The following is a 23,782-nucleotide window of genomic DNA, read 5'->3' as shown; positions in this document are numbered from 1 at the left end:
TTATCGGTTACCGGCGCTATTTGCCGACGCGACGCAACTCGTCCAGCACGAACAATACCGCACCCAGGCAGATCGCACTATCGGCAATGTTGAATGCAGGCCAATGCCAGTTCCCGACAAAGACGTCGAGGAAGTCGATCACATGACCGTACACGATACGGTCGATCACGTTGCCGATCGCGCCGCCCAGGATCAGCGCCAGCGCCCAGCAGAACATGCGCTGGCCGGCATGCTTGCGCAGCAGGTAAATGATGTAGATTGCCGCCGCGATGCCGATCGCGGTGAACAGGTGGCGCTGCCAGCCTGATTCAGTCGCCAGGAAACTGAATGCCGCGCCCTTGTTGTAGACCAGCACCAGGTTGAAGAAGCCGGTAACCGGGCGCGACTCGCCGTAGTGGAACAGCTTGATGATCGTAATTTTTGACAACTGGTCCAGCAGCAGCACGATCAGGGAAATGCCCAGCCATGGCAGCAGGCTATTGCTGTCGCTGGAGCTGGGCATGAGGCGTTTTTTATTGGAAGCCATGGGCGGATGTGGATGAGGTCTGAGAAGAAAGCCGGCACGAGAGGGATGTCATGATCGCGTGCCGGATCGGAGAGTGCTCAGGCGAAGTGGCGGGTTTCGCCGCTGCCGAACAGATTGGCAACGCAACGGCCGCATAATCCGGCGTGTTCCGCATGCGCACCTACATCGGCGCGATAGTGCCAGCAGCGTTCGCACTTCTGATATGTCGATGGCGTGACAACGATGGCTTCATCCGCCTCCGACGCCACCGCCGTGACTGTGGCTGCGGAAGTGATCATCACGAACTTGAGGTCGTCGCCCAGACTCTGCAACAGCGCCACCTTGTCGCCGCTGACCTTCAGCTCGACCTCCGCCTGCAGCGACGAACCGATGCCGCCGGCGATGCGGACTTCTTCCAGTTGCTTGGTCACGGCTGCACGCACTTCATGCAACACGTTGAACTTGGCGACCAGCGCCTCGGCCTGCGCTACTTCGGGCAACCGGTAATAGGTCTGCGTGAAAATGGTTTCGCCGCTGTCGGTAAATGCTTCCTTGCTCGCGAAGAAGCTCCAGGCTTCTTCCGCCGTGAACGACAGCGTCGGCGCCATCAGGCGTAGCAAGGCCTGAGTGATATGCCAGATCGCGGTCTGCGCAGAGCGGCGCGCAGGCGAATCGATGCCGCTGGTGTACAGGCGATCCTTGAGGATGTCGAGGTAGAAGCCGCCCAGGTCTTCCGAGCAATACATCTGCAGCCTGGACACCACCGGATGGAATTCATAGGTCTCGTAATGCGCAAGGATATCCTTTTGCAGATTGGCCATGTTGGCGATTGCGTAGCGGTCGATTTCCAGCATCTCCGCCACCGGCACGGCATGTGCGGCCGGATCGAAGTCGGCCGTATTGGCCAGCAGGAAGCGCAGTGTATTGCGGATGCGGCGATATGCTTCCGTCACGCGCTTGAGGATTTCGTCGGAAATCGAGATCTCGCCGGAGTAATCGCTCGACGCCACCCAGAGGCGCAGGATTTCCGCGCCCAGCGTGTCGGCGACCTTTTGCGGTTCGACGCCGTTCTTGAGCGACTTCGACATCTTGCGCCCTTCGCCGTCGACCACGAAACCGTGCGTCAACAGCGCCTTGTAGGGTGCGCAGCCGTTCAGCATCGAGGAGGTCAGCAGCGAGGAGTGGAACCAGCCGCGATGCTGGTCCGAGCCTTCCAGGTACAGGTCCGCGGGGAACTGGAGCTCTTGTTTATGCGAACCGCGCAACACGGTCTGATGGGTCGAGCCGGAGTCGAACCAGACGTCCAGCGTATCCTTGTTCTTCAGGTACTGATCGGCTTCATCGCCCAGCAAGTCCCTGGGATCCAGCGTCTGCCATGCCTCGATGCCGCCTTGCTCGATGCGTTGGGCGACCTGTTCCAGCAGCTCCGGCGTGCGCGGATGCAGCAGGCCGGTTTCCTTGTGCACGAAGAAAGCCATCGGCACGCCCCATTGGCGTTGGCGCGACAGCGTCCAGTCGGGACGGTTGGCGATCATGCCGTGCAGACGGGCCTTGCCCCAGGCCGGGAAGAAGGACGTGTCTTCGATGCCCTGCAGCGCGGTTTCGCGCAGGCTCTTGCCGCCGTCCTTTGGCGTGTTGTCCATGCTCGCAAACCATTGCGATGTGGCGCGATAGATGATCGGGGTCTTGTGGCGCCAGCAATGCATGTAGCTGTGGTCGAACATCACCAGCTTGAACAGCGAGCCGGTTTCTTCCAGCTTGGCGCAGATCGGCTTCGACGCTTCCCAGATCGTCAGGCCCGCGAACAGCGGCAGCGACGATGCATAGCGGCCGTCGCCCATGACCGGACTGATGATGTCGTCGTCCTTCATGCCGTGTGCCTTGCATGAGACAAAGTCTTCGATACCGTAGGCAGGGGCTGAGTGGACGATGCCGGTGCCGCTGTCGGCGGTCACATATTCGCCGAGGTAGATCGGCGACAGCCGGTCGTAACCCTTGTCGGCGCTTGCCAGCGGATGATGAAAATTGAGCAGGGACAGCGCTTCGCCCTTGGTGGTGGCGATCACTTTGCCTGTCAGGCCGTAGCGTTGCAGGCAGGCCTCGACCAGATCGTTGGCCAGGATCAGCAGCAACGGCTCGCCGTTGCGCTCGGTCTGCACCAGCGCATAGTCGAATTCAGGATGCACATTGAGTGCCTGGTTGGACGGGATGGTCCAAGGCGTGGTGGTCCAGATGACGATATAGCCCTTGTCCGTTGGCAACTTCGCCAGGCCGAAGGCCTTGGCGATCTTGTCGTGCTCCGCAAACGGGAAGCCGACGTCGATGGCCGGATCGCGCTTGTCCTGATACTCCACTTCCGCTTCCGCCAGCGCCGAACCGCAGTCGAAACACCAGTTGACCGGTTTCAGGCCGCGATAGACATAACCCTTCTCCAGAATCGTGCCGAGCGCGCGCAACTCATCGGCTTCGTTGGAGAAGTTCATGGTCTTGTATGGATTGTCCCATTCGCCCAACACGCCCAGGCGGATGAAATCTTTCTTTTGCAGCTCGATCTGTTCGTTGGCGTAAGCGCGCGCCTTGGCCTGCACTTCGGCCACCGGCAGGTTCTTGCCGTATTTCTTTTCGATCTGGATTTCGATCGGCATGCCGTGGCAATCCCAGCCCGGCACATATTGCGCGTCGAAACCGGCCATGTTGCGAGCCTTGACGATCATGTCCTTGAGGATCTTGTTGACGGCGTGACCCAGATGGATTTCGCCGTTGGCATACGGCGGGCCGTCATGCAGGATGAATTTCGGCCGGCCCTTCGACGCTGCGCGGATGCGCTCGTAGACCTTCTTGCTTTGCCATTCCTTGACCCATTGCGGCTCGCGCTTGGCGAGATCGCCGCGCATCGGGAAGGCGGTTTCGGTCATGTTGACCGGATACTTGCCTGGCGCTTTGCCTTCAGCTTTGCCGGGTTTGTTTGGCTTGGAGGATTCGTTGTTCGACATAAGTTTTTTTCAATGAAATTCTGTAAAACGGTGACGGCGGATGCCGGGCGATGCACCGGCGCAAATCGCGCGCGGCGCGCTGGGGCGGGCCAGCGTCAAATTCGGTCGGTGGCGGAAACGGCGAAACTCGCCTGTTCGCTGAACCAGGCGCGCGCGTGTTCGGCGTCGCGTTCGATGGCCGCCGTCAGCGTCGGTAGGTCGACGTATTTCTCTTCGTCGCGCAGCTTCTTGAGGAATTCCACACGCACCAGCTTGCCGTAGCAGTCGCCGCTGTAATCGAAGATATGCGTTTCCAGCAGCACGCGGCCGCTGTCGTCCACGGTCGGGCGTACGCCCAGGCTGGCCACCGCCGGCAGCGGGCGGTCTTCAATGCCGTGCACCTGCACGACGAAAATTCCCGACAGCGCCGGCCGCTTGTGGCCCACACGCATGTTCAGCGTCGGAAAACCGATGGCGCGGCCGAGCTTCTTGCCATGCACCACATGGCCGGAGATTGCATATGAATGGCCCAGCAACTGGCGTGCATGCGGGAAGTCCGCCTCGGCGAGCGCCGCGCGGATCGCCGACGATGAAATGCGCACGCCGTCGTTGTTCACGTTCGGCATGGTGTGGACTTCAAAGCCGTATTGCTTGCCGGCTGCGATCAGGGTCTCAATGTTGCCGGCACGGCGCGCGCCGAAGCAGAAGTCTTCGCCGACCATCAGCCAGCGTACGTGCAGGCCCTGGATCAGGATTTTTTCGATGAAGTCTTGCGGCGACAGTGCGGCGAAATTGCTGTTGAAATGCTCGACGATGACGCGGTCGACGCCGGTGTTGGACAAGGATTGCAGCTTGTCGCGCAGGTTGGCGATGCGTTGCGGCGCCTTTTCAGGCGTACCGGCCAACTGGGCGAAAAATTCACGCGGATGCGGTTCGAACGTCATCACCGCGGCATCCAGGTTCAGACGGGTTGCGGCTTCGCGCACCTGTGCCAGCAGCGCCTGGTGGCCACGGTGTACGCCGTCGAAGTTGCCGATCGTCAGGGCGCAGGGCGCGCGCGATTCAGCATTGGGAAGTCCGCGAAATACCTTCATGGAAGAGGTTAAAAGTGATGCCGTTGCAAAAGCCTTCCATTATAAATGTTTTCGGAGGCTTCCCCCCGATTTGGCGGCGAAACGGGACAATCAGGCGGCGCCGTGCGGAGGCGCGGGAAGAGAAATGTTGTCTTTTTGAAATTATTGCTTTGTTTGAAAGATGTTCTCTTACTTTTGCACGAGCTGATCCTGACGCGCCTCGGCCAGCATCCAGATGGTGATTTTGCGGACTTCGAGTTTGCTTTGCGTGATGTGGGCGCGTAGCAGAATCTGCGCCTCGGTGGCTTTGCGCTTGGCGATCAGCTTGAGGATCTTGCCGTGTTCTTCATAGGTTGCCAGCACGCGGTTCTTTTTGAGGAAGTCGAGCCGGCGCACGATACGGATTTTTTCCGTGACTTCGGTATGGATGCGCGTCATTTCCTCATTGCCGGCGGCGGCGACCAGGTTGGTGTGAAAACGCTCGTCCAGTTCGGCCACCTTGACAGCTTCGCTTTCGCGTTGCTCTTCCGGCACCAGCCAGACGGCATTGAGTTCCAGTAAACCGGGCGAGAGATCGGGATTCTGGCATAGACGCTCGAGTGCCGCCATTTCCAGCACGATACGCAGGTCGTAAAGATTGTCGAGTCGGTCGAAGTCGATCGGGCGCACCTTCCAGCCGCGCCGGAAACCGACGTCCAGGTAGCCTTCGCGTTGCAGCCGGAACAAGGCGTCGCGCAAGGGCGTACGCGAAACGCCGTAGGACCGGGCCATTTCGGTTTCGGTGAAATTGTCGCCCGGCAGCAGGCGGAAATTGAAGATGTCTTCCTTGAGCCGGGTGTAAACCTGTTCAGCGAGAGGGTTTGCAGCAGTTACGGTCATGGTGGAACGTCATCAATACAAAAAAGGGAAATCAATAGCATCGCGATCAGGGCATCAGGCTGACATGGGCCGCGACGATGCGCCAGCCGGCGTCCATGCGCACCCAAGTCTGCATCTGGCGGCCGATTTTATCCGAGTCGTCGGCGGTGAACTCGGTGCTGACAGTAGCATAGTCGTCGCCGAAGGTCGTCACTAGAGTACGTTGCAGACGCCGCGAAGGATGCACCGGCGCGCAGGTCTTGCGGTATTGGCGTATCGCTTCGCCGCCCAGCAGAATCTCCGCCACGCCGTAACGCACCGTCTGCGGGTCGTACCAAAACCAGCGGTCCAGCGCCGCAACATCATGGATGCGCAAGGCATGCTCATAGTCGGCGAAAGCTTGCTCGACTTCCGCCACCACATGCGGCAGGTTGACTTGCGGTGTAACGCCCATCATGCGGGACCTCCAAAAGATTTTTGCAATGTCGCCAGCGGCGCTTTCCAGCCGACGATGCCGCCTTGCGCGATCAGCATCGCCAGCGTGGCCTGGTGAAACACCGGGAAATAGCTGGCGCAGGCGTCTTCGACGATCAGGCATTCATAGCCGCGGTCGTTGGCTTCGCGCATCGAGGTCTGCACACAGACTTCGGTGGTGACGCCGGCGAACAGCAGATGCGTAATGCCGTGTTGCTGCAATTGCGCGTGCAGGTCGGTGGCGTAAAACGCACCCTTGCCGGGCTTGTCGATCACCAGTTCACCGTCTCGCGGCGCCAGCATCGGCAGGATCTGGTTGCCCGGTTCGCCGCGCACCAGGATGCGGCCCATCGGACCTTCGGCGCCGATGGCCAGCGCGGGATTGCCGCGCCTGAGTTTGGCCGGCGGGCAGTCCGACAAGTCCGGCAGGTGGGATTCGCGCGTATGCACCACCAGCATGCCTTGCGCGCGCGCCAAGGCCAGCAGCTTCGCGACGGTCGGCACGATGGTCGCCAGCGGCCGCACGTCGTTGCCGAGCACGCTGCCGAAGCCGCCTTCCTCGATGAAATCGCGCTGCATGTCGATCACCACCAGCGCGGCGCGGTCGCTGTCGAAACGATAGGGATAGGGTACGGCGTCGACGGTGATCATGCAGTCTCCAGTGGAATGTCTTGTTGCGCAGGAGGGGCCCGATCGGCGTGATGACCCGCCATCCAACGGCCAAGTTCGGCGCGCTCGGCGCCGGCGGCGTTCGTCTCGTGTACGATGGCGCCGTCGGTCATCACCAGGATGCGGTCCGACAGCTCCAGCAATTCGTCGAGGTCTTCGCTGACCAGCAATACCGCGGCGCCGAGCGCACGCGCTTGCAGCAGCCGCGCATGGATGTCGGCGACCGAGGCAAAGTCCAGGCCGAACACCGGGTTGGCGACGATCAGCACATTGACGGCATCCTCCTGCCGGGTCGAGTCGCCCAGCTCGCGCGCCAGCACCGCGCGCTGTACGTTGCCGCCGGAGAGCGTGCCGATGGCGCGTTCCGGTACCGGCGGTTTGACGTTGAATGCAGCGATCAGGGCCTGTGCCTGCCTGCGCATGGCGCCGCGATCGACGCGCCAGCCGTTGCGCTTGAACGGCGCCACGTCGAAATTGCGTAGCGCCATGTTTTCAGCCACGCTCATGCCGGCGATGCAGGCATTGCGCAAGGGTTCTTCGGGCAAGGCAAAGACTTTGCGTTCGCGCATTTCGGCACGGCTGGCCTGATAGTCCGCGCCGCCGATTTGCACCGCGCCGGACAAGCGGCGGCGCTGGCCGAGCAAGGTTTCCACGAGTTCTTTCTGACCGTTGCCGGAAATGCCCGCCAGGCCGACGATCTCGCCGCGCCTGACTTGCAGCGACAAGCCATTGACGGCGGCGACGCCGCGGTCGTTGAGCACCAGCAAATCGCCCACTTTCAGGCCGACCTGCGCGTCGGCGGGCACCGACGGCCGCGCGACGGTTTCCTTTTCGACGCGCGCCTGTCCCATCATCCAGTGCGCCAGTTCCGCCGGACTGGTGTCGGCGACCGCGGTGCTGCCGACCAGTTTGCCTTTGCGCAGCACGGTCACGTCGTCGGCATAGGCGGTGACTTCATGGAACTTGTGCGTGATCATCAGCACCGTCAATTCCTCGCGGCGCGTCAGGTCGTGCATCAGGCCGAGCACTTCGTCGGCTTCCTGCGGCGTCAGCACCGAGGTCGGTTCGTCGAGGATCAGCAGGCGGCGGCGCAGGTAGAGCTGCTTGAGGATTTCCAGTTTCTGTTTTTCGCCGGCGGACAGGCCGCTGATGGCGCGATCCAGATCGAGCCGGAACGGCATCGCTTCCATGAATTCCTGCAGGACTTGGCGCTCCAGGTTCCAATGGATGCGCCAGCGCATACCGCCGCGCGCCAGCAGCAGATTCTCCGCCACGGAGAGGCTCGGCGCCAGCGTGAAGTGCTGGTACACCATGCCGATGCCCAGCGTATTGGGCACGCGCGGGCCGCGGATTTCCACTTCGCGGCGGTCGGCCTGGATGATGCCCTGATCAAGCGGGCTGTAGCCGACCAGACCTTTGACCAGCGTACTCTTGCCGGCGCCGTTTTCGCCGAGCAGGGCGTGGACGGTGCCGGCCTTGATCTTCATCGATACATCGTCCAGCGCGCGGAATTCGCCGAAGGATTTGCCGGCGCCGATGATCTCCAGCTCAAGCGCGTGCATGATTATTTTCCTATGGCGCGCAGCAGCGCAGCCGAGTCGGACACGGCGCCGAACACTCCGCCCTGCATCTTGATCATGGACAGCGCCGCCAGGTGGTTGTTGTGATCGGTGGCGCCGCAACAGTCGTCGAGCATCACGCATTCGAAGCCGCGATCGTTGGCTTCGCGCATGGTGGTGTGGACGCAGACGTCGGTGGTGATGCCGGTCAGGATCAGGTTGCGGATGCCGCGCGTGTGCAGGATCAGTTCCAGATCGGTGGCGCAGAACGAACCCTTGCCGGGTTTGTCGATGACGATCTCGCCGGCGATCGGCGCCAGTTCGGGAATGATTTCCCAGCCCGGTTCGCCGCGCACCAGAATCTTGCCGCACGGCCCCTCGTCGCCGATGCCGACGCCATTCGTGCCGATCCGGCGCGAGCGCCAGCGTTTGTTGGCGGGCAGGTCGGACAGGTCGGGACGATGGCCTTCGCGCGTGTGGATGATGGTGTAGCCGCCGGCGCGCATGGCGGCCAGCACGTTCCGGATCGGCGCTATCGGCGCGCGCGTGAGCGACAGGTCGTAGCCCATCTTGTCGACGTAGCCGCCGATGCCGCAGAAGTCGGTCTGCATGTCGATCACGATCAGCGCAGTATTGGCCGGCGTCAGCGCGCCGTCGTAAGGCCATGGGTAAGGTTCGGCCTGGATGAATAATTCGGACATATCGGTTTCTCCGCCAGAAAGTGTTATCGGGTAAGGCTCAGTTCGCCCGGCGCGCTCGACAGCGTGCGGTCGGGACGGCAGGTGACGATCATGATCAGCAAGGTCAGCGCATACGGCGCGGCGTTGAACAGGTAATAGCCCGAGGTCACGCCGACCGCCTGCAAGGCCGGGCCGAGCGCGCCGGCCGCGCCGAACAGCAGGGCCGCCAGCAGGCAGCGTATCGGCTGCCAGCGCGCGAAGATCACCAGCGCCACCGCCATCAATCCTTGTCCGCTCGACAGGCCTTCGTTCCAGCTTCCCGGGTAATACAGCGAGAGATAAGCGCCGCCGACCGCTGCCAGGAAACCGCCGCAGGCGGTGGCGACGATGCGCGTGAGGTTGATGCGGTAGCCGAGCGCGCGGGCGGTCTCGGCATGGTCGCCGACAAGCCGCAGCGCCAGGCCCCAGCGCGTGCCCGACAAGCCCCATTGCAGCGCCGCCGCCAGCAGCACGCCGATCAGGAACAGTGCATTGATCTGCAGCGCATGGTGCAGGTGCGGATTGCCGCTCCAGGCGCCGAGGTCGATCGACGGCAGCATCGCCGCCTGCGGCTGGATGAACGGCTTGCCGAGGAAAAAGGCCAGCCCGGTGCCGAGCAGCATCAGCGCGATGCCGAAGGCGATGTCGTTGACGCGCGGCAGCGAGCACACCAGGCCGTGCAGGGTGCCGAGCAGCAGCCCCGATGCGCCTGCCGCCAGCACGCCCAGCCAGGCCGAACCGGAAAAGAACGACACCGCATAGCCGGTCATGGCGCCGCACACGAGGATGCCTTCCAGCCCCAGATTGACGCGTCCGCCTTTTTCGGTGAGGCATTCGCCCAGGCTGACGAACAGGAACGGCGTGCCGACCCGGATCGCGCCGGCGAACAGGGCCAGCAGCAGCGTGGTGACATCGATATCAGACATGGCTGGCCTCCGCTTTGCTTGCCGCCAGCGGTTGCGCCTGCAACTGCCAGCGCGTTTTCAGCGCGCCGAGACGGCCGGTGACGGCCTCCCATGCGAGCAGGTTGCAGAACAGCAGGCCTTGCAATACCAGCGTGGTGGCGTCGGGCAGGTCGAGCCGGCGTTGCAGCAGGCTGCCGCTGGCTTCGACGCCGCCGATGACGATCGCACAGACGATGATGGCGAGCGGATTCTGGCGCGCCGCGAATGCCACCAGGATGCCGCTGAAGCCGTAACCCGCCAGCAAGGCGCTGTTGGCGCTGCCGTGCACCGCCGCGACTTCAAACATCCCCGCCAGTCCCGCCGCCGCGCCACCCATGGCGCAAGCCGTCAGCACCAGCCGGTTGACCGGCAGGCCGACCAGCCTGGCGGTGCGGCCGTTGCCGCCGACGACGGACATGGCGAAACCGGCCACGCTATGGCGCAGGAACACCCAGGCGGCACCGCACGCCAACGAGCCCCACACCAATCCCCAGTGCACATCGAGGCCGGGCAGGGGATTGATCAGGTAAGCATCGGGCAAGGGCAGGGTGGATGGCTTGTTGAGGCTGGCGGGATCACGCAGCGGGCCTTCGACCAGATGCTTGAACAAGGCCACCGCCAGGTACGACAGCAGCAGGCTGGAAATCGTCTCGTTGACGCCGCGCCACTGGCGCAGGGCGCCGCACAGCGCAATCCACAGGCCGCCGGCCAGCATGGCGACGATTGCCATCAGCGGCAGCATTACCCACGGCGACAGCGCCGGTAAAAAAGAGGGCAGGACGGCGGCGAATAGGCCGCCCATCGCCAGCGCGCCTTCGCCGCCGATGACGATCAGGCCGACGCGCGCGGGCAAAGCCACGCACAGCGCGGTCAGCAGCAAGGGCGCGGCGCGCTGCAAAGTATTTTGCCAGGCGAACAGCGAGCCGAAAGCGCCCTGGAAAATCAGCAGGCAGGCTTCGCCGGCAGGGCGTCCCTGCACCATCAGGAACAGCACGAACAGCAGCAGCGTGCCGATCAGCGCGCACAGCGTCGGCAGCAGCGGCGTCAGCCGGATGCCGATGCGGGCCGCGAGCCGCGTGGGGAAAATGCCGTTGTTTCCGTTCATGTCGAGTGTCCTGGCAAGCCTGGTTCGCGAAAGAAAACCGGGCGACGCGACGGGTTTTGCGAATGCTCTGCCTGCCCCTCCGTCCCGCTGCGCCGCTTCATCTTGCTTCAAGCAGTTTTCATACCTGGCCGACGACGCCGGCCACCAGGTAATTCATCTTTTCCAGCGCGACGTCGGTCTGCACCTGCGTGGTGCCGGCCGGGATCACGACGTTGCCCTTGTTGTCCTTGATCGGCCCCTTGAATATCTGGAACTTGCCGGCCAGCATTTGCGCCTTGACGTCGTCGGCTTTCTTCTTGGCGGCGGCGCTGACGTTGGCGCCGTATGGCGACATCTTGACGAAGTTGTCCTTGAGACCGCCGCGCAGGAAATTGATCATCGGCTTGCCGTCGACGGTGGCCTTGACGATTTCCGTGTACGGCGTGGCCCAGTTCCACTCGGCGCCGGTGAGGTAGCCCTTGGGCGCCAGCGCGGCCTGACTGGCGTGATAGCCGCAGGTCATGATGCCGCGCTTCTCGGCGGTTTCGACGATGACCTTGGGACCGTCGACGTGACAGGTGATGACGTCGCAGCCCTGGTCGATCAGGCTGTTGGCGGCTTCGGCCTCCTTGACAGGCAGCGACCAGTCGCCGGTGAAGATGACGTGCGTGGTGATGGATGGATCGACCGACTGCGCGCCGAGCGTGAAGGCGTTGATGTTGCGCAGCACCTGCGGGATTGGCTTGGCGGCGATGAAGGCCAGCTTCTTGCTCTTGCTCATGTGGCCGGCGACCACGCCGGACAGGTATTCGCATTCCTCGATATAGCCGAAGAAGCTGCCGACATTCAGCGGATGCTTGCCCTGCGTCCACAGGCCGCCGCAGTGGGCGATGCGCACCTTGGGATATTTTTCCGCGACCTTGAGGACGTGTGGATCGAAATAGCCGAACGAGGTCGGAAAGATCAGCGATGCGCCGTCCTGCTGGATCATCGCTTCCATGGTCTTTTGCACGGCCACCGTTTCCGGCACTTTTTCTTCCTCGATCACCTTGATGCCGGGCATCTTCTTGATGATGGCGGCAGCTTGCGCGTGCGACTGGTTATAGCCGAAGTCGTCGCGCGCGCCGACATAGATGAAGCCGACCGTCAGCGGCGCCGCCGCCAGCAGGTCGAAGGGCAGGGCTGCGCCGAGTGCGGCAGCGCCGGTCAGTTTGAGAAAGTCGCGACGGTTGTTCATCTTTGGCTCCAGGAAAGGGAAACGTTGGTGATGTTGTTGGCAAGGCGTGTTGACGAAAGAATGCGAACGCGTTTATTGCGGCGGCCGGGCCGTGGCCTCACGCCTGACTTCGCGCTGGAAGATTTCCAGGCTCAGCTTTTTTGCTTCGATAAAACTGGATTGAGACAAGGTGGCGACCGTGCGCGGACGCGCATCGCCGTAGTGCAGGATGTCGGCAACCCGGGTCGGACGCTTGGTCAGCAGGAGGATTTCATCGGCCAGGTAGACCGCCTCTTCAAGATCGTGCGAGACCAGCACCATGGTGGTGCCGGTCTGCATGAAGACCTCCTGCAGCTTTTCGCGGATGAACAGGGTCATCTCGAAGTCCAGCGCCGAAAAAGGCTCGTCGAGGAACAGCACTTCCGGTCCCGGCGCCAGTGCGCGCATGATGGACGCGGTCTGCTGCTGGCCGCCCGACAATTCGTAGGGATAGCGGTTGAGGTCGAACCTGACGTCGAACGAGGCCACCAGCTCTTCCACGCGGCGCTTGATTTCAAGCTTCGATTTCCCTTCCAGCTTGAGCGGATAGGCGATGTTGTCGATGGTGCGCAGCCATGGAAACATCGCTTCGCGGTAGTTCTGGAACACATAGCCGATCTTGGTGTCGGCCAGCGATTTGCCGTCGAACAGGATCTCGCCCGAGTCGATCGGCATCAGCCCCGCGATCATGTTGATCAGCGTCGACTTGCCGCAGCCGTTGGGACCGAACACCGAGACGATCTTGTTCTTGGGGATGTCGAGGTTGAAGTCTTCATACAGCGGCCAGCCGGCGAAATATTTGGTCAGGCCGCGAATCGTGATGTGCGTGCCGGGCGGACCGGGAACGAAGGGGACGACCGGCTCTTCATCTTTCAGTTTCGGGGAAATGACGACACTCATCTTCCGCTCCAATGGACGATACGTTTTTCGATCACGATGAACACCACGTTCAAGGCGTAGCCGAGCGCGCCGGCGGCCAGGATGGCGGCGTACATTTCGCGTACATTCAGCACCTGCTGGGCGTCGATGATCTTGTGGCCGAGGCCGTTTTCGGAACCGATGAACATCTCCGCCACGATCACGATCACTAGCGCCATCGACACCGCGCTGCGCAGGCCGACGAAGGTCGGCTGCAGGCTTTCCCACAGCAGCACATCCTTGAAGATCTGCCAGCGCGTCGCACCCATGACCTTGGCCGCCATGACGCGCTGCTTGCGCGCATTGAGCACGCCGTAGGCGCTGTTGAACAGCACGATCAGCAGCGCGCCGAAAGCGGCGATGGCAACCTTGTTGATGTCCGACACGCCGAAAATCAGCAGGAACAGCGGGATCAGCGCCGACGATGGCGTCGAGCGGAAGAAGTCGATCAGGAACTCGACGCTGCGGTATGCGCGCTCATTACTGCCGAGCAGAACGCCGAGCGGCACGCCGATCACGGCGGCGATGACGAAGGCTTCCAGCGTGCGCATCACCGTCACCAGGAAATCCGTCAGCAGCGCACCGCCGGCAAGACCGTTGACCAATGTGATCAGCGTGGCCTGCGGTGTCGGCAACAGGATCGCTTTGATCCAGCCGGCGCGTACCACCACGTCCCAGAGGATGAACAGTGCAACCGGGCCGATGATCGGCAGGAACTTGCCGAGCGAGCGCGGCGCACGCCATTTTTTCACCGCGCGCACAGGTCCGGCGTCTACGCTTGCCGGCATCGCAGTTTTTTGCGCCGTGCCGTCGGCGGCAATGGATTCGGACATGATTACCCCTTGTAAAGAAGCGAATCGACCATCACGCGCGACGAGAAAATGCCTTTCTCGACGAACAGGTCATAAAACTTCTGGAAGTAGGCGATGTCGCTGGCCTTGAATTCGTTGTAAAGCATGTAGGATGCCAGCGGCACTTCGTTGGTCAGCGATCCTTCGATGGCGGTGTAGCCTTTCAGGTAGGCACGCGCTTTCTCCGGATTGGTGCGGGTCAGTTGGATGCCGCGCGTGTAGGCGGCGATGTATTTCCTGGTTTCGGCCGGATGCTTCCTGATGAAGTCGGTGGTCAGTGCCGCCGCGCCGCCATGCCACGGCGCAGTCGGATTGCCGAGCACGTATTTGGCGATGACGCCTGCTTCAAGCACTCTGGTAGTGTTGTTCATGCGGCCGACGGTGCCGGTTGGCTCCAGCGTGTAGACGGCGTCGACCTGGCCGGCGGCAAGCGCGGCGACGTGCTGGCCGATCGGCAGCTCCGTGACGGTGGCGCCGGTCGCGCCCGCACGTTCGAGCACGGTCCTGGCCAGCGTGACGTTCTGGATGCCGGGACCGGAGGCGATTTTTTTGCCCTTCAGTTCGGCAATGGATTTGATGGCGCTGTCCTTCGGCACCAGGAATTCATCAAGCACGTATTGCGCATTGCTCGGATTGGTGGCGAAGATCTTGAACAGGCCGGGTTGGGCGATTTCACCGATCGCCAGGTTGCCGGCGCCTGTGCCGTTGGCGGAGCCATCGGCGCGGCCCGACAGCATCGCTTCCATGACCTGCTGCGCGCCGGCGAACTTGATCGGCTGCACATCGAGGCCGGCTTCCTTGAAATAACCGGCTTCCACCGCCGCGTAGAAGGGCAGGCCGGCGGCGACCGGCCAGTAGCCGATGCGGATGGGAACGCTTTGTGCGCGCAGGATCGCCGGAGCGCCCAGCGCGAACGCGGCGGCGACGGTCTGGCCGAGGAAGCGTCGCCGCTGCGGTTGCGCTGACGGTGTCTGTACCGCTGTGTTCGTCTTTTCCATGCCGGTTTCCTTTCGTGTGTCGTGTCAGATCTTGGTGGCGAGATAGGCGACCCACCCGCCGTAGCCGGTGATGTCGCGGGCATTGGCGAGCGCCGCCGGCTCGCAGATGAATCCCTTGACGCTGGCGCCGTCGGCAAGTTCGACCGTGCCGATGCCCAGCGGCGCGGGAATCGCGGCGACGAAGCCGCCGAAATGTCGCAAGGGTATTTCCCATACTTCCATGGCAATCGCCGCGCCGTCTTCGTCGGGCGTGCGCACCAGTCCCGGTTTGGCAGGCGTGGTATTGGCCAAGGCGTACAGGCGGTAGTTCTTGCTGGTGGTGGTGCTGGCATGCAGGCGTGCACCGGCTTCCAGCAGTTGCCAGTTCAGCGGCTGGCCGCTCAGGTGGGCGCCGACGACGCCGACCTTGACGGTGGGTTCGTTGAACGGCAATGGCGCCGCTGCCACGGCGTCGGCTTGCGCCGCGCCGCCCAGCGCCTGCTGGAATTGTGCGCCGGCTTCGGCCAGCAGATGGTCGGAACCGGCCGGTCCGATCAGCGTCAGTCCGGCAGGCAGGCCGTCGTTGCGCCAGACTGCGGGGATCGCCAGCGCCGCCATATCCATCAGGTTGACGAAATTGGTGTAGTAGCCGAGTTGCGCATTGCGCGTGACCGGATCGGCTTCGACTGCGGCAATGGTCGGCATGGTCGGTGCCGTCGGCACCAGCAGCAGGTCGGTGTCTTGCAGCAGCAGTTCCGCTTCGCGGCGCAGTTCGGCCAGACGATATTGCGCATTGAAGGCATCGACCGCGTTGTAATTGTCGGCCTGCGCCGTGATGTCGCGCACGACCGGATGCACCGCCTCGTTGTGGCTGTCGAAAAAGTCGCCCATCGCGGCGCGGCGCTCCGCGATCCAGGGGCCCTGGTAAAGCAACTGGGCGGCGTCGGCGAACGGTTCGAACGGGATGTGGACGACGCTGACATTGGGCAGGGCGGCAATCTTGTCGAGTGCTTGCTCATATGCCAGACGCGCGACCTGATCGCCGAAGAATTCCGCGCGCTGCGGCACCGCGATGCGATAGCCGCGCTGTTTGACGCCGAGCATCGCCGGGCTGCGTGAATAAGCGTCCGCGGGATCGAAGCCGGCGGCGTTTTGCAGTACGCGCCAGGCGTCGGCCACGTCATGGGCAAAGATGGAAATGCAATCCAGCGTGCGGCAGGCAGGGACGACGCCTTGCGCGCTGAGCAGCCCGCGCGTCGGCTTCAGGCCAACCAGATTGTTGAAGCCGGCCGGCACGCGGCCGGAGCCGGCGGTATCGGTGCCAAGCGAAAACATCACCTGTCCGAGCGCGACCGCGACTGCCGAACCGGAGCTGGAACCTCCCGAGACATATTCCGGCCGCAGCGCGTTGCGCACCGCGCCGTAGGGCGAGCGCACGCCGACCAGGCCGGTGGCGAACTGGTCCAGGTTGGTCTTGCCCACCAGTAGCGCGCCGGCTTGCTGCAGGCGCGACACCACGGCGGCACTGGCTTGCGGCATGTAACTGAATTCGGGGCAGGCGGCAGTGGTGGGCAGTTCGGCGACGTCGATGTTGTCCTTCACCGCGAACGGGATGCCGAACAGCGGCAGCGACTCGAACACCGCTTCGCCCTTGATCTGCAGCATCAGGTCCAGCGCCGCGGCCTGTTGTCTGAGCGTCTTGGCCGGCACGCGGCTGATCCAGACTTCGCTGCGGTCGGACTGTTCGATTTGCGTGAGCACATCGCCGATCAGCTTGCTGGGCGTGAGGCTGCCGGCGCGGTAAGAGGTCAGTAAATCGGCGATGGTCCGCTGCGGCGCGGAAGCTAAATTGTGGCGTAAAGTAGTTGCTGACATATTTATATTCATTCTTGAATACAAGATAAAAAATATTAAGCAGGTAACGTGCCAGCGGAGGTCGGGTCAGTAAGCGGAAAGAACAATAATGCGGCGGAAGCGCCGATTCTTACAATGTTTTCAGGGTGGTGGGCAGGATTGCAACGATGGGTCGGACCGCGCAATCGAGCAGGTCAAGTGGATGCCGATGTGAAAAAATGCGTTCGATTGGCGCGATCGGGAAGGCCAAATTGGTGCCTGCACCAGATTGTGGTGCAGGCGCTTCAATTGGATCAAGCAGGTTTGCCGCCCAGCAAGCCGCCGAGCAGAGAGCCAAGTTGGGAGCCAAGATTGTCGTCGGATTCGGGCAACTGGCCATTCGGCGTCAGGTGATCAACCAGGCCGGGCAGGATCTGGGACAGGTGGCCGGCGACATCGACCTCGGAGATGCCGGCAGCTTGCGCCAGCCCGCTCAACTGATCGTTGCCTAATGCCTGTTCGACTTGTTCGCCCGAGATCGGTTGATTCTGGCCTGTGCCTATCCATGAGTCGACGATTTGTCCCAGGCCGGCGTTTTGCAGGTTGCCGAGCAAGCCGCCGAGGCCGCCGGACTGATTGTTGGCAAGCATTGCCAGGACGGCCTGGATGAGGGCGGCTTTGGGATCGCCGCCCGCTCCATCGTTTGTGCCCGCGTTGTTGTTTAGTGCGCCAAGTACGCTGTCGAGTAATCCCATCTTGTTCTCCTGGATAAAAAATGGTGGAACCGCTGCCGGCACCGGCGGATGCCGGTATTTGCAAGACTCTGTAAAGACGCGGATGGTTCAACGGCTGTGGCCGGGATTTTTGCTACATCTCGCCCCAGATGGCGTTGATCGCAGCCAGCGCACCGAGGCCGGCCGTTTCGGTGCGCAGCACGCGCGGGCCCATCGACAGCATGAGTGCGCCATGGTCGCAGGCGAGGGTTTCTTCGGCTTCGGTAAAGCCGCCTTCCGGGCCGATCATCAGGCTCAGCGCCTGCACCGGTTGGTGGCGCGCCCAGTCGGACAGCGACTGCTCGCCGCGCGGCGACAGGAGGATGCGCTTGTGCAGATCGCTTTGGGCGATCCAACTGTTGAAATCGGTCAACGGCGCCAGTTGCGCCAGGCGGTTGCGGCCGCTTTGTTCTGCGGCGGCCTGGATGATGCCTTGCCAGTGGCCATGCTTCTTTTCGGCGCGTTCTCCGTTGAGGCGCACCACGCAACGCTGCGCGGCCAGCGGCTGGATTGCTGTGACGCCGAGTTCCATGGCCTTTTCGATGATCCAGTCCATTTTGGATGCTTCCGGCAAGGCTTGCGCCAGCGTGACGGCATAGGACAGCTCGGCCTCGCGCGGGGAGAAGGTCTTGATCTCGGCGTACACGCGTTTCTTTTCCATCTGCGTGATGACGGCGGTGTATTCGCCCCCCTGTCCATTAAACAGTGTGACGGCGTGACCGACCTGCATCCGGATGACCTGGACGTGGTGCGCCACCTGGTCGGGCAAGGCGAGCGTCATGCCGATGGCCAGGGAGTCGGAACAATAAAAACGGGGCATGATCGATGGAAGCAGGTGGAAAACGATAAATAGATACTTTTTAGCGCCGGATGCTGGGAAAAAGCGGTGAGAATTGTTTTCGGACATGCTTTCCTGCCCCGGCGGCGAAGCTTGATTTTAATTCTTCGGGCTTCTGTCTGGTAAAATACTTGGCTCAGTCTGGCTTGTTTCGGGAGTTCTCCGGGGCAACCGGCAAGACATTCGAAATGCGCGTTATTGCAGACGCACGGGTCGCTGGATGGCGAACCGCGAAACCGTGATGACGCCATGGATCGACCGCAATCCGCAACTCTTTGACATCGACATGACTTCCACTCTCCCTACCGACAAGATGGCCAACGCGATCCGCGTGCTGGCAATGGACGCAGTACAAAAAGCAAATTCAGGACACCCTGGCATGCCGATGGGGATGGCGGAAATCGCAGTCGCCTTGTGGGCCAAGCACTATCGTCACAATCCGGCCAATCCGCAATGGGCCAATCGCGACCGTTTCGTGTTGTCGAACGGACATGGTTCCATGCTGCAATACGCTTTGCTGCATCTGACCGGTTACGACCTGCCGATGGAAGAGATCAAGAATTTCCGCCAACTGCATTCCAAGACCGCCGGCCACCCGGAAGTCCATGTCACGCCGGGCGTGGAAACCACTACCGGCCCGTTGGGCCAGGGCGTCACCAATGCCGTCGGCATGGCGCTGGCAGAAAAGTTGCTCGCCGCCGAATTCAACAAGCCCGATCTGGCGGTGGTCGATCACTATACTTACGCGTTCGTCGGCGACGGCTGCCTGATGGAAGGCATTTCGCACGAAGCCTGCTCGCTGGCCGGCACGCTGCGCCTGTCCAAGCTGATCGTGCTGTACGACGACAACGGCATCTCCATCGACGGCCATGTCGAAGGCTGGTTCAAGGACGACACCCCGAAGCGCTTCGAATCCTATGGCTGGAACGTGATTCCGGGAGTTGACGGCCACAACGTCGAAGCCGTGAATGCGGCAATTCACCAGGCCAAGCTGGCCGACAAGCCGACCCTGATCTGCTGCAAGACCGTGATCGGCAAGGGTTCGCCGAACCTGGCCGGCACCGACAAGGTCCATGGCGCGGCGCTGGGCGACAAGGAAATCGCCGCCGTGCGTGAAGCGCTGGGCTGGACCGCGGCGCCATTTGAAATTCCTGCCGACGTCTATTCCGCATGGGACGGCAAGGCACAAGGCCAGCAATTGGAGTCCGCCTGGAACAAGCTGTTCGAGGCTTATCAGGCCAAATATCCAAAAGAAGCGTCGGAACTGGTGCGCCGCCTGAAGGGCGAATTGCCGGCCGGTTTCGATGCGGCTGTGCAGGCCTACATCGCCAGCACCATGGAGAAGAAAGAAACCATCGCCACCCGCAAGGCCAGCCAGAACGCGATCCAGGCTTATGCGCAAGTACTGCCTGAATTCCTCGGCGGTTCGGCCGACCTGACCGGTTCCAATCTGACCAACTGGAAAGAATCGGTGGCTGTCCGTGCCGATGTCGCCGGCAACCACATCAACTACGGCGTGCGCGAATTCGGCATGAGCGCGATTATGAACGGCATCGCCCTGCATGGCGGCTATATCCCGTTCGGCGCGACCTTCCTGACCTTCTCCGATTACAGCCGCAACGCGCTGCGCATGGCCGCGCTGATGAAGATCCGCACGCTGTTCGTGTTTACACATGACTCGATCGGCCTGGGCGAAGACGGTCCGACGCACCAATCGGTGGAGCATGTTTCCAGCCTGCGCCTGGTCCCCAACCTCGACAACTGGCGTCCATGCGATACGGTCGAATCGGCCGTGGCGTGGGAGCAGGCCGTCAAGCGCAGCGACGGCCCGAGCACGCTGATCTTTTCGCGCCAGAACCTGCCGTATCAGGAACGTACCGCCGAACAAGTCGCCAGCATCAAGCGTGGCGGCTACATCCTGAGGGAGGCCAAAGACGCCAAGGTTATCCTGATCGCCACCGGTTCGGAAATCGAACTGGCGGTCAAGGCTGCGGACGAACTGGCCGCGCAGGGCATTGCCGCCCGCGTCGTATCGATGCCTTGCACCGATGTGTTCGACCGCCAGGACGCCGCCTATAAGGCCAGCGTATTGCAGCGTGGCGTGCCGCGCGTGGCGATCGAAGCCGGCGTGACGGCGCTGTGGCATAAATATGTCGGCCTCGAAGGCGCTGTTGTCGGCATCGACACCTTTGGCGAATCGGCCCCGGCCGGCGTGCTGTTCAAGCATTTCGGCTTCACCGTCGAGAATGTCGTCGCCAAGGCCAAGCTGACCCTGGCATGAACATGGCCGGCAACGATCGCGACAGCGACGTCACCAACATCGTCGGCGCCGTAACGATCCGGCACGCGACGGTGGACGATGCCGAGACGATCGCCAAGGTCCGCATCGACAGTTGGCGCGCGACCTACCGCGGCATGATTCCGGATGCCTATCTGGACGGCATGAAAGTGGAGGACAGCACACGCCTGTGGACGCGCGTGCTGGGCGCGGCATCGGATGCGGCCTGCACCTTCGTCGCCGAAATCGACGGCGAACTGGTCGGCTTTGCCGCCGGCATCACGCTGGCAGAACGAAAGCTGGATTTCGATGCCGAACTGACTGCCTTGTACATTCTGCCGTCGGCCCAGCGCGCCGGCATCGGCCGTCGCCTGCTCACGCAAGTGGCGGCGACGTTGGCGGCGGCAGGCGCGCCCAACATGCTGGTCTGGGTGCTGGCGCAAAACCGCAAGGCGCGCGATTTTTGCGAGCGGCAGGGCGCTCAGTTGCTGGCAGAGCAAACTTTCAGATGGGACGAACTGGACTTGATCGAAACCGCGTATGGCTGGCGCAATATCGGCACCATTGGCGGTTCCATTGGCAAAATTACTACTGTTTCTTAAGGAGAAAACATGACTATCCGCGTCGCAATCAATGGCTATGGCCGTATCGGCCGCAACATCCTCCGCGCTCACTACGAAGGCGGTAAGAAGCACGACATCCAGATCGTGGCGATCAATGACCTCGGCGATCCGAAGACCAACGCCCATCTGACCCAATACGATACCACCCACGGCAAGTTCCCCGGCACCGTGACAGTTGACGGCGACTCCATCGTCGTCAACGGCGACCGCATCAAGGTGCTGGCGCAACGCAACCCGGCCGAACTGCCTTGGGGCGAACTGGGCGTGGACGTCGTGCTGGAATGTACCGGCTTCTTCACGACGAAGGAAAAGGCCAGCGCCCACCTGAAAGGCGGCGCCAAGAAAGTCATCATCTCCGCACCGGGCGGCAAGGACGTCGACGCGACAGTCGTGTTCGGCGTCAACCACGGCGTGCTGAAGGCAAGCGACACCGTCATCTCCAACGCATCGTGCACCACCAACTGCCTGGCGCCGCTGGTTCAGCCGCTGCACGAGAAGATCGGCCTGGTCAACGGCCTGATGACCACCGTCCATGCTTACACCAACGACCAGGTCCTGACCGACGTATATCATGAAGACCTGCGTCGCGCGCGTTCGGCCACCCAATCGATGATCCCGGCCAAGACCGGCGCTGCTTCCGCAGTCGGCCTGGTGCTGCCGGAACTGAACGGTAAGCTGGATGGCTACGCCATCCGTGTTCCGACCATCAATGTCTCGATCGTCGACCTGTCGTTCATCGCGGCACGCGACACCACCGTCGATGAAGTCAACGCCATCATGAAGGCTGCTTCCGAAGCCGGCCCGCTCAAGGGCATCCTGACCTACAACACCGAACTGCTGGTATCGGTCGACTTCAACCACAATCCGGCTTCGTCGAACTTCGACTCCACACTGACCAAGGTTTCCGGTCGTCTGGTCAAGGTTTCGTCGTGGTACGACAACGAATGGGGCTTCTCCAACCGTATGCTGGACACCACCGTGGCGCTGGTTTCGGCAAAATAATCGGCATTTCTCATTGATCCGGCCTAATTGGGCTTCTTTTCATCGCATGCTTGCCATGCGATGTCTAAGAAAATATCTTGGGCGGATCAATAATCAGGCTTTTTTACCGAGTTCTGGAAAGGCTATTGCAAAATCCGTTTTGCGATAGCCTTTTGTTTGTTGATGATTTGATAATAATTAATCGAGGGCTGGAATGTCGTCACCTTGTTCAACACCGATTTTGCGTAGCCACGGCGTGAAGCTGATCGCCATGCTGGCCTTGAGCCTGACGCTCAGCGCCTGCGATTATGTCGCCAGCTTCACCAAACCCAAGCAGACGCCGGAAGAAGCCAAGGCGGAAGGCATTGCGCTGGGCGCAGGCTGCCGTCAGGCCGGCCAGAGCCTGGAGGATTGCTACCAACGCAATCCCGACAAGCTGAAGGCGGGTATCTTCGCCGGCTGGAAGGACATGCACGAATACATGGCCGCCAAGAATATCCCGACGGTTGTTCCGCCGCCTCCCGAAAAGACCGATGATGCGGCCAAGGATGCCGCCAAGGATGATGCTCCCAAGGACGATCGTGCCGCACGTCGGGAGCGTCGTGAGCGCGAACGCGCCGAGAAGGAAAAGGACAAGGATAGCAAGAGCAGCAAGGATGGCGGCGGCGATAGCGATAGAAGCAGCAGCCGCAGGAGTCGCGATCGCGACGGCAGCTCCGGCAAAAACTGAGTACACTATGGCCGGGTGCGAGCCCGGACCGTCGATGCGCTGCAGTCGACTCGCAATCGATGTGAGGTCGACGATGCAACGTTAACAAATTCGCCCCGCCAGCCGGGGCGTTTTTTATGGAATGAAGCAATGCAAGCAATCAAGAAACTGATTTCCGCCAACAAAGGCTTCCTGTGCTTCCTGCTCGGCATGCTGCTGATCCGCAGCGCCGTGGCGGACTGGTACGGCGTGCCCTCGGCGTCAATGTATCCGACGCTGTTGATCGGCGATCGTATCATCTCCAATCGTCTGGCTTATGACGTCAAATTGCCGTTCACCGACATTGTCGTCGGCCATATCGCCGATCCCCGGCGCGGCGACATTGTCACCTTCAGTTCGCCGGAAGATGGCACCCGTCTGGTCAAGCGCCTGATCGGGCTGCCCGGCGACGTGATAGAAATGCGTAACGAGCAACTGGTTATCAACGGCGAGCCGATGGCTTATGGCGCCGCCGGCGCCGCGCTCAGCGGGCATCTCATGCCGGATTACGACGGCAAGCAGGTCATTGTCAGGGAACACTTGCCGGCAATGGCGCATGGTGTGATGTTGCTGCCCGAGCGCATGGCCCTGCGCAGCTTCGGCCCGATGACGGTGCCGGCGGGCGAGTATCTGGTGCTGGGCGACAATCGCGACGACAGTAAGGATTCGCGCTACATCGGTTTCGTCCCGCGCGCACTGCTGACCGGCCGCGTCAGCCGCGTGATGTTTTCACTCGACCCGCAACGTTACTACCTTCCGCGCATACATCGTTTCGGCGCGGCGCTGGAAGGCGTCAGCTAATTGAGGTCTTGTTCCGGCGTCTTCGATACTTATCGGAACGGCGTCGGAG

At 62.0% G+C, this 23,782-nt stretch carries 22 protein-coding genes; 5 read left to right on the top strand and 17 right to left on the bottom strand.

Features of this window, described 5'->3' with window-relative positions:
- Positions 1 to 16: 16 nt before the first annotated feature.
- The 17 genes from lspA to RV1423_RS05640 all read right to left on the bottom strand — a co-directional run bounded on the left by lspA (position 17) and on the right by RV1423_RS05640 (position 18,284).
- On the bottom strand, positions 17 to 526 hold the full coding sequence (lspA, locus tag RV1423_RS05720; RefSeq protein ID WP_034294166.1) for a signal peptidase II: 510 nt from the start codon (positions 524 to 526) through the stop codon (positions 17 to 19).
- A 77-nt stretch (positions 527 to 603) separates the two neighbouring features.
- Positions 604 to 3,498, bottom strand: coding sequence for an isoleucine--tRNA ligase (gene ileS / locus RV1423_RS05715; protein WP_034294163.1), 2,895 nt, complete (start codon positions 3,496 to 3,498; stop codon positions 604 to 606).
- Positions 3,499 to 3,593: 95 nt separating this feature from the next.
- The gene (locus RV1423_RS05710) at positions 3,594 to 4,571 is read right to left on the bottom strand and encodes a bifunctional riboflavin kinase/FAD synthetase (RefSeq protein WP_034294160.1); all 978 of its coding nucleotides are present in this window, start codon (positions 4,569 to 4,571) and stop codon (positions 3,594 to 3,596) included.
- Between the two features lie 168 nt (positions 4,572 to 4,739).
- A complete protein-coding gene (locus RV1423_RS05705) occupies positions 4,740 to 5,429 on the bottom strand; it encodes a GntR family transcriptional regulator (RefSeq protein ID WP_034294157.1) in 690 nt (229 codons plus the stop codon).
- A gap of 46 nt (positions 5,430 to 5,475) precedes the next feature.
- A complete protein-coding gene (gene hpxZ / locus RV1423_RS05700; protein WP_034294155.1) occupies positions 5,476 to 5,862 on the bottom strand; it encodes an oxalurate catabolism protein HpxZ in 387 nt (128 codons plus the stop codon).
- A complete protein-coding gene (locus RV1423_RS05695; RefSeq protein ID WP_034294153.1) occupies positions 5,862 to 6,533 on the bottom strand; it encodes a cysteine hydrolase family protein in 672 nt (223 codons plus the stop codon). The genes hpxZ and RV1423_RS05695 overlap by 1 nt, the downstream gene beginning before the upstream one ends.
- Positions 6,530 to 8,113 carry an ABC transporter ATP-binding protein gene (locus RV1423_RS05690; RefSeq protein WP_051516502.1) on the bottom strand — a complete coding sequence of 528 codons (1,584 nt, stop codon included), beginning with the start codon at positions 8,111 to 8,113 and terminating at the stop codon, positions 6,530 to 6,532. The genes RV1423_RS05695 and RV1423_RS05690 overlap by 4 nt, the downstream gene beginning before the upstream one ends.
- A 2-nt stretch (positions 8,114 to 8,115) precedes the next feature.
- Positions 8,116 to 8,811 carry a cysteine hydrolase family protein gene (locus tag RV1423_RS05685; protein WP_034294151.1) on the bottom strand — a complete coding sequence of 232 codons (696 nt, stop codon included), beginning with the start codon at positions 8,809 to 8,811 and terminating at the stop codon, positions 8,116 to 8,118.
- Between the two features lie 23 nt (positions 8,812 to 8,834).
- Positions 8,835 to 9,755: an ABC transporter permease gene (locus RV1423_RS05680; protein ID WP_034294149.1), complete on the bottom strand. Its 921-nt coding sequence runs from the start codon at positions 9,753 to 9,755 to the stop codon at positions 8,835 to 8,837.
- Positions 9,748 to 10,878: an ABC transporter permease gene (locus RV1423_RS05675; RefSeq protein ID WP_051516501.1), complete on the bottom strand. Its 1,131-nt coding sequence runs from the start codon at positions 10,876 to 10,878 to the stop codon at positions 9,748 to 9,750. Before RV1423_RS05675 ends, RV1423_RS05680 begins: the two co-directional genes overlap by 8 nt.
- Positions 10,879 to 10,996: 118 nt before the next feature.
- A complete protein-coding gene (locus RV1423_RS05670; protein WP_034294147.1) occupies positions 10,997 to 12,094 on the bottom strand; it encodes a BMP family ABC transporter substrate-binding protein in 1,098 nt (365 codons plus the stop codon).
- Positions 12,095 to 12,166: 72 nt separating this feature from the next.
- Entirely contained in the window at positions 12,167 to 13,012 is an 846-nt protein-coding gene (locus RV1423_RS05665) for an ABC transporter ATP-binding protein (protein ID WP_034294144.1), read from the bottom strand.
- A complete protein-coding gene (locus tag RV1423_RS05660; protein WP_034294141.1) occupies positions 13,009 to 13,863 on the bottom strand; it encodes an ABC transporter permease in 855 nt (284 codons plus the stop codon). The genes RV1423_RS05665 and RV1423_RS05660 overlap by 4 nt, the downstream gene beginning before the upstream one ends.
- Before the next feature lie 2 nt (positions 13,864 to 13,865).
- Complete coding sequence (locus RV1423_RS05655; protein ID WP_034294139.1) at positions 13,866 to 14,879, bottom strand: ABC transporter substrate-binding protein; 1,014 nt, start codon at positions 14,877 to 14,879, stop codon at positions 13,866 to 13,868.
- Between the two features lie 24 nt (positions 14,880 to 14,903).
- Positions 14,904 to 16,733: an allophanate hydrolase gene (gene atzF / locus RV1423_RS05650; RefSeq protein ID WP_051516500.1), complete on the bottom strand. Its 1,830-nt coding sequence runs from the start codon at positions 16,731 to 16,733 to the stop codon at positions 14,904 to 14,906.
- 272 nt (positions 16,734 to 17,005) lie between these two features.
- Positions 17,006 to 17,446, bottom strand: coding sequence for a YidB family protein (locus RV1423_RS05645; RefSeq protein ID WP_034294136.1), 441 nt, complete (start codon positions 17,444 to 17,446; stop codon positions 17,006 to 17,008).
- A gap of 112 nt (positions 17,447 to 17,558) precedes the next feature.
- Positions 17,559 to 18,284, bottom strand: a complete 726-nt coding sequence (locus RV1423_RS05640; RefSeq protein WP_034294524.1) for a 16S rRNA (uracil(1498)-N(3))-methyltransferase — start codon at positions 18,282 to 18,284, stop codon at positions 17,559 to 17,561.
- Between the two features lie 304 nt (positions 18,285 to 18,588).
- Here RV1423_RS05640 and tkt point away from each other — a divergent pair, with 304 nt between their 5' ends.
- The 5 genes from tkt to lepB all read left to right on the top strand — a co-directional run bounded on the left by tkt (position 18,589) and on the right by lepB (position 23,733).
- A complete protein-coding gene (gene tkt / locus RV1423_RS05635; protein ID WP_034294522.1) occupies positions 18,589 to 20,583 on the top strand; it encodes a transketolase in 1,995 nt (664 codons plus the stop codon).
- A 2-nt stretch (positions 20,584 to 20,585) separates the two neighbouring features.
- The gene (locus RV1423_RS05630; protein WP_373419950.1) at positions 20,586 to 21,182 is read left to right on the top strand and encodes an N-acetyltransferase family protein; all 597 of its coding nucleotides are present in this window, start codon (positions 20,586 to 20,588) and stop codon (positions 21,180 to 21,182) included.
- Positions 21,183 to 21,191: 9 nt separating this feature from the next.
- The gene (gene gap / locus RV1423_RS05625) at positions 21,192 to 22,205 is read left to right on the top strand and encodes a type I glyceraldehyde-3-phosphate dehydrogenase (RefSeq protein WP_034294132.1); all 1,014 of its coding nucleotides are present in this window, start codon (positions 21,192 to 21,194) and stop codon (positions 22,203 to 22,205) included.
- Between the two features lie 193 nt (positions 22,206 to 22,398).
- The gene (locus RV1423_RS05620) at positions 22,399 to 22,914 is read left to right on the top strand and encodes a hypothetical protein (RefSeq protein ID WP_051516499.1); all 516 of its coding nucleotides are present in this window, start codon (positions 22,399 to 22,401) and stop codon (positions 22,912 to 22,914) included.
- A gap of 129 nt (positions 22,915 to 23,043) precedes the next feature.
- Positions 23,044 to 23,733, top strand: coding sequence for a signal peptidase I (gene lepB, locus RV1423_RS05615; protein WP_034294130.1), 690 nt, complete (start codon positions 23,044 to 23,046; stop codon positions 23,731 to 23,733).
- The last annotated feature ends 49 nt before the right edge of the window (positions 23,734 to 23,782 follow it).

It is taken from the genome of Herbaspirillum sp. RV1423, assembly GCF_000577615.1.
Lineage (GTDB): Bacteria > Pseudomonadota > Gammaproteobacteria > Burkholderiales > Burkholderiaceae_D > Herbaspirillum.
This window is presented reverse-complemented; position numbering and strand designations above follow the sequence as displayed.

Excerpts from the sequence above, each read along its gene's own strand:
- lspA (WP_034294166.1), bottom strand. The coding sequence starts at position 526 with ATGGCTTCCAATAAAAAACGCCTCATGCCCAGCTCCAGCGACAGCAAT.
- ileS (WP_034294163.1), bottom strand. The coding sequence starts at position 3,498 with ATGTCGAACAACGAATCCTCCAAGCCAAACAAACCCGGCAAAGCTGAA.
- RV1423_RS05710 (WP_034294160.1), bottom strand. The coding sequence starts at position 4,571 with ATGAAGGTATTTCGCGGACTTCCCAATGCTGAATCGCGCGCGCCCTGC.
- RV1423_RS05705 (WP_034294157.1), bottom strand. The coding sequence starts at position 5,429 with ATGACCGTAACTGCTGCAAACCCTCTCGCTGAACAGGTTTACACCCGG.
- hpxZ (WP_034294155.1), bottom strand. The coding sequence starts at position 5,862 with ATGGGCGTTACACCGCAAGTCAACCTGCCGCATGTGGTGGCGGAAGTC.
- RV1423_RS05695 (WP_034294153.1), bottom strand. The coding sequence starts at position 6,533 with ATGATCACCGTCGACGCCGTACCCTATCCCTATCGTTTCGACAGCGAC.
- RV1423_RS05690 (WP_051516502.1), bottom strand. The coding sequence starts at position 8,113 with ATGCACGCGCTTGAGCTGGAGATCATCGGCGCCGGCAAATCCTTCGGC.
- RV1423_RS05685 (WP_034294151.1), bottom strand. The coding sequence starts at position 8,811 with ATGTCCGAATTATTCATCCAGGCCGAACCTTACCCATGGCCTTACGAC.
- RV1423_RS05680 (WP_034294149.1), bottom strand. The coding sequence starts at position 9,755 with ATGTCTGATATCGATGTCACCACGCTGCTGCTGGCCCTGTTCGCCGGC.
- RV1423_RS05675 (WP_051516501.1), bottom strand. The coding sequence starts at position 10,878 with ATGAACGGAAACAACGGCATTTTCCCCACGCGGCTCGCGGCCCGCATC.
- RV1423_RS05670 (WP_034294147.1), bottom strand. The coding sequence starts at position 12,094 with ATGAACAACCGTCGCGACTTTCTCAAACTGACCGGCGCTGCCGCACTC.
- RV1423_RS05665 (WP_034294144.1), bottom strand. The coding sequence starts at position 13,012 with ATGAGTGTCGTCATTTCCCCGAAACTGAAAGATGAAGAGCCGGTCGTC.
- RV1423_RS05660 (WP_034294141.1), bottom strand. The coding sequence starts at position 13,863 with ATGTCCGAATCCATTGCCGCCGACGGCACGGCGCAAAAAACTGCGATG.
- RV1423_RS05655 (WP_034294139.1), bottom strand. The coding sequence starts at position 14,879 with ATGGAAAAGACGAACACAGCGGTACAGACACCGTCAGCGCAACCGCAG.
- atzF (WP_051516500.1), bottom strand. The coding sequence starts at position 16,733 with ATGTCAGCAACTACTTTACGCCACAATTTAGCTTCCGCGCCGCAGCGG.
- RV1423_RS05645 (WP_034294136.1), bottom strand. The coding sequence starts at position 17,446 with ATGGGATTACTCGACAGCGTACTTGGCGCACTAAACAACAACGCGGGC.
- RV1423_RS05640 (WP_034294524.1), bottom strand. The coding sequence starts at position 18,284 with ATGCCCCGTTTTTATTGTTCCGACTCCCTGGCCATCGGCATGACGCTC.
- tkt (WP_034294522.1), top strand. The coding sequence starts at position 18,589 with ATGACTTCCACTCTCCCTACCGACAAGATGGCCAACGCGATCCGCGTG.
- RV1423_RS05630 (WP_373419950.1), top strand. The coding sequence starts at position 20,586 with ATGGCCGGCAACGATCGCGACAGCGACGTCACCAACATCGTCGGCGCC.
- gap (WP_034294132.1), top strand. The coding sequence starts at position 21,192 with ATGACTATCCGCGTCGCAATCAATGGCTATGGCCGTATCGGCCGCAAC.
- RV1423_RS05620 (WP_051516499.1), top strand. The coding sequence starts at position 22,399 with ATGTCGTCACCTTGTTCAACACCGATTTTGCGTAGCCACGGCGTGAAG.
- lepB (WP_034294130.1), top strand. The coding sequence starts at position 23,044 with ATGCAAGCAATCAAGAAACTGATTTCCGCCAACAAAGGCTTCCTGTGC.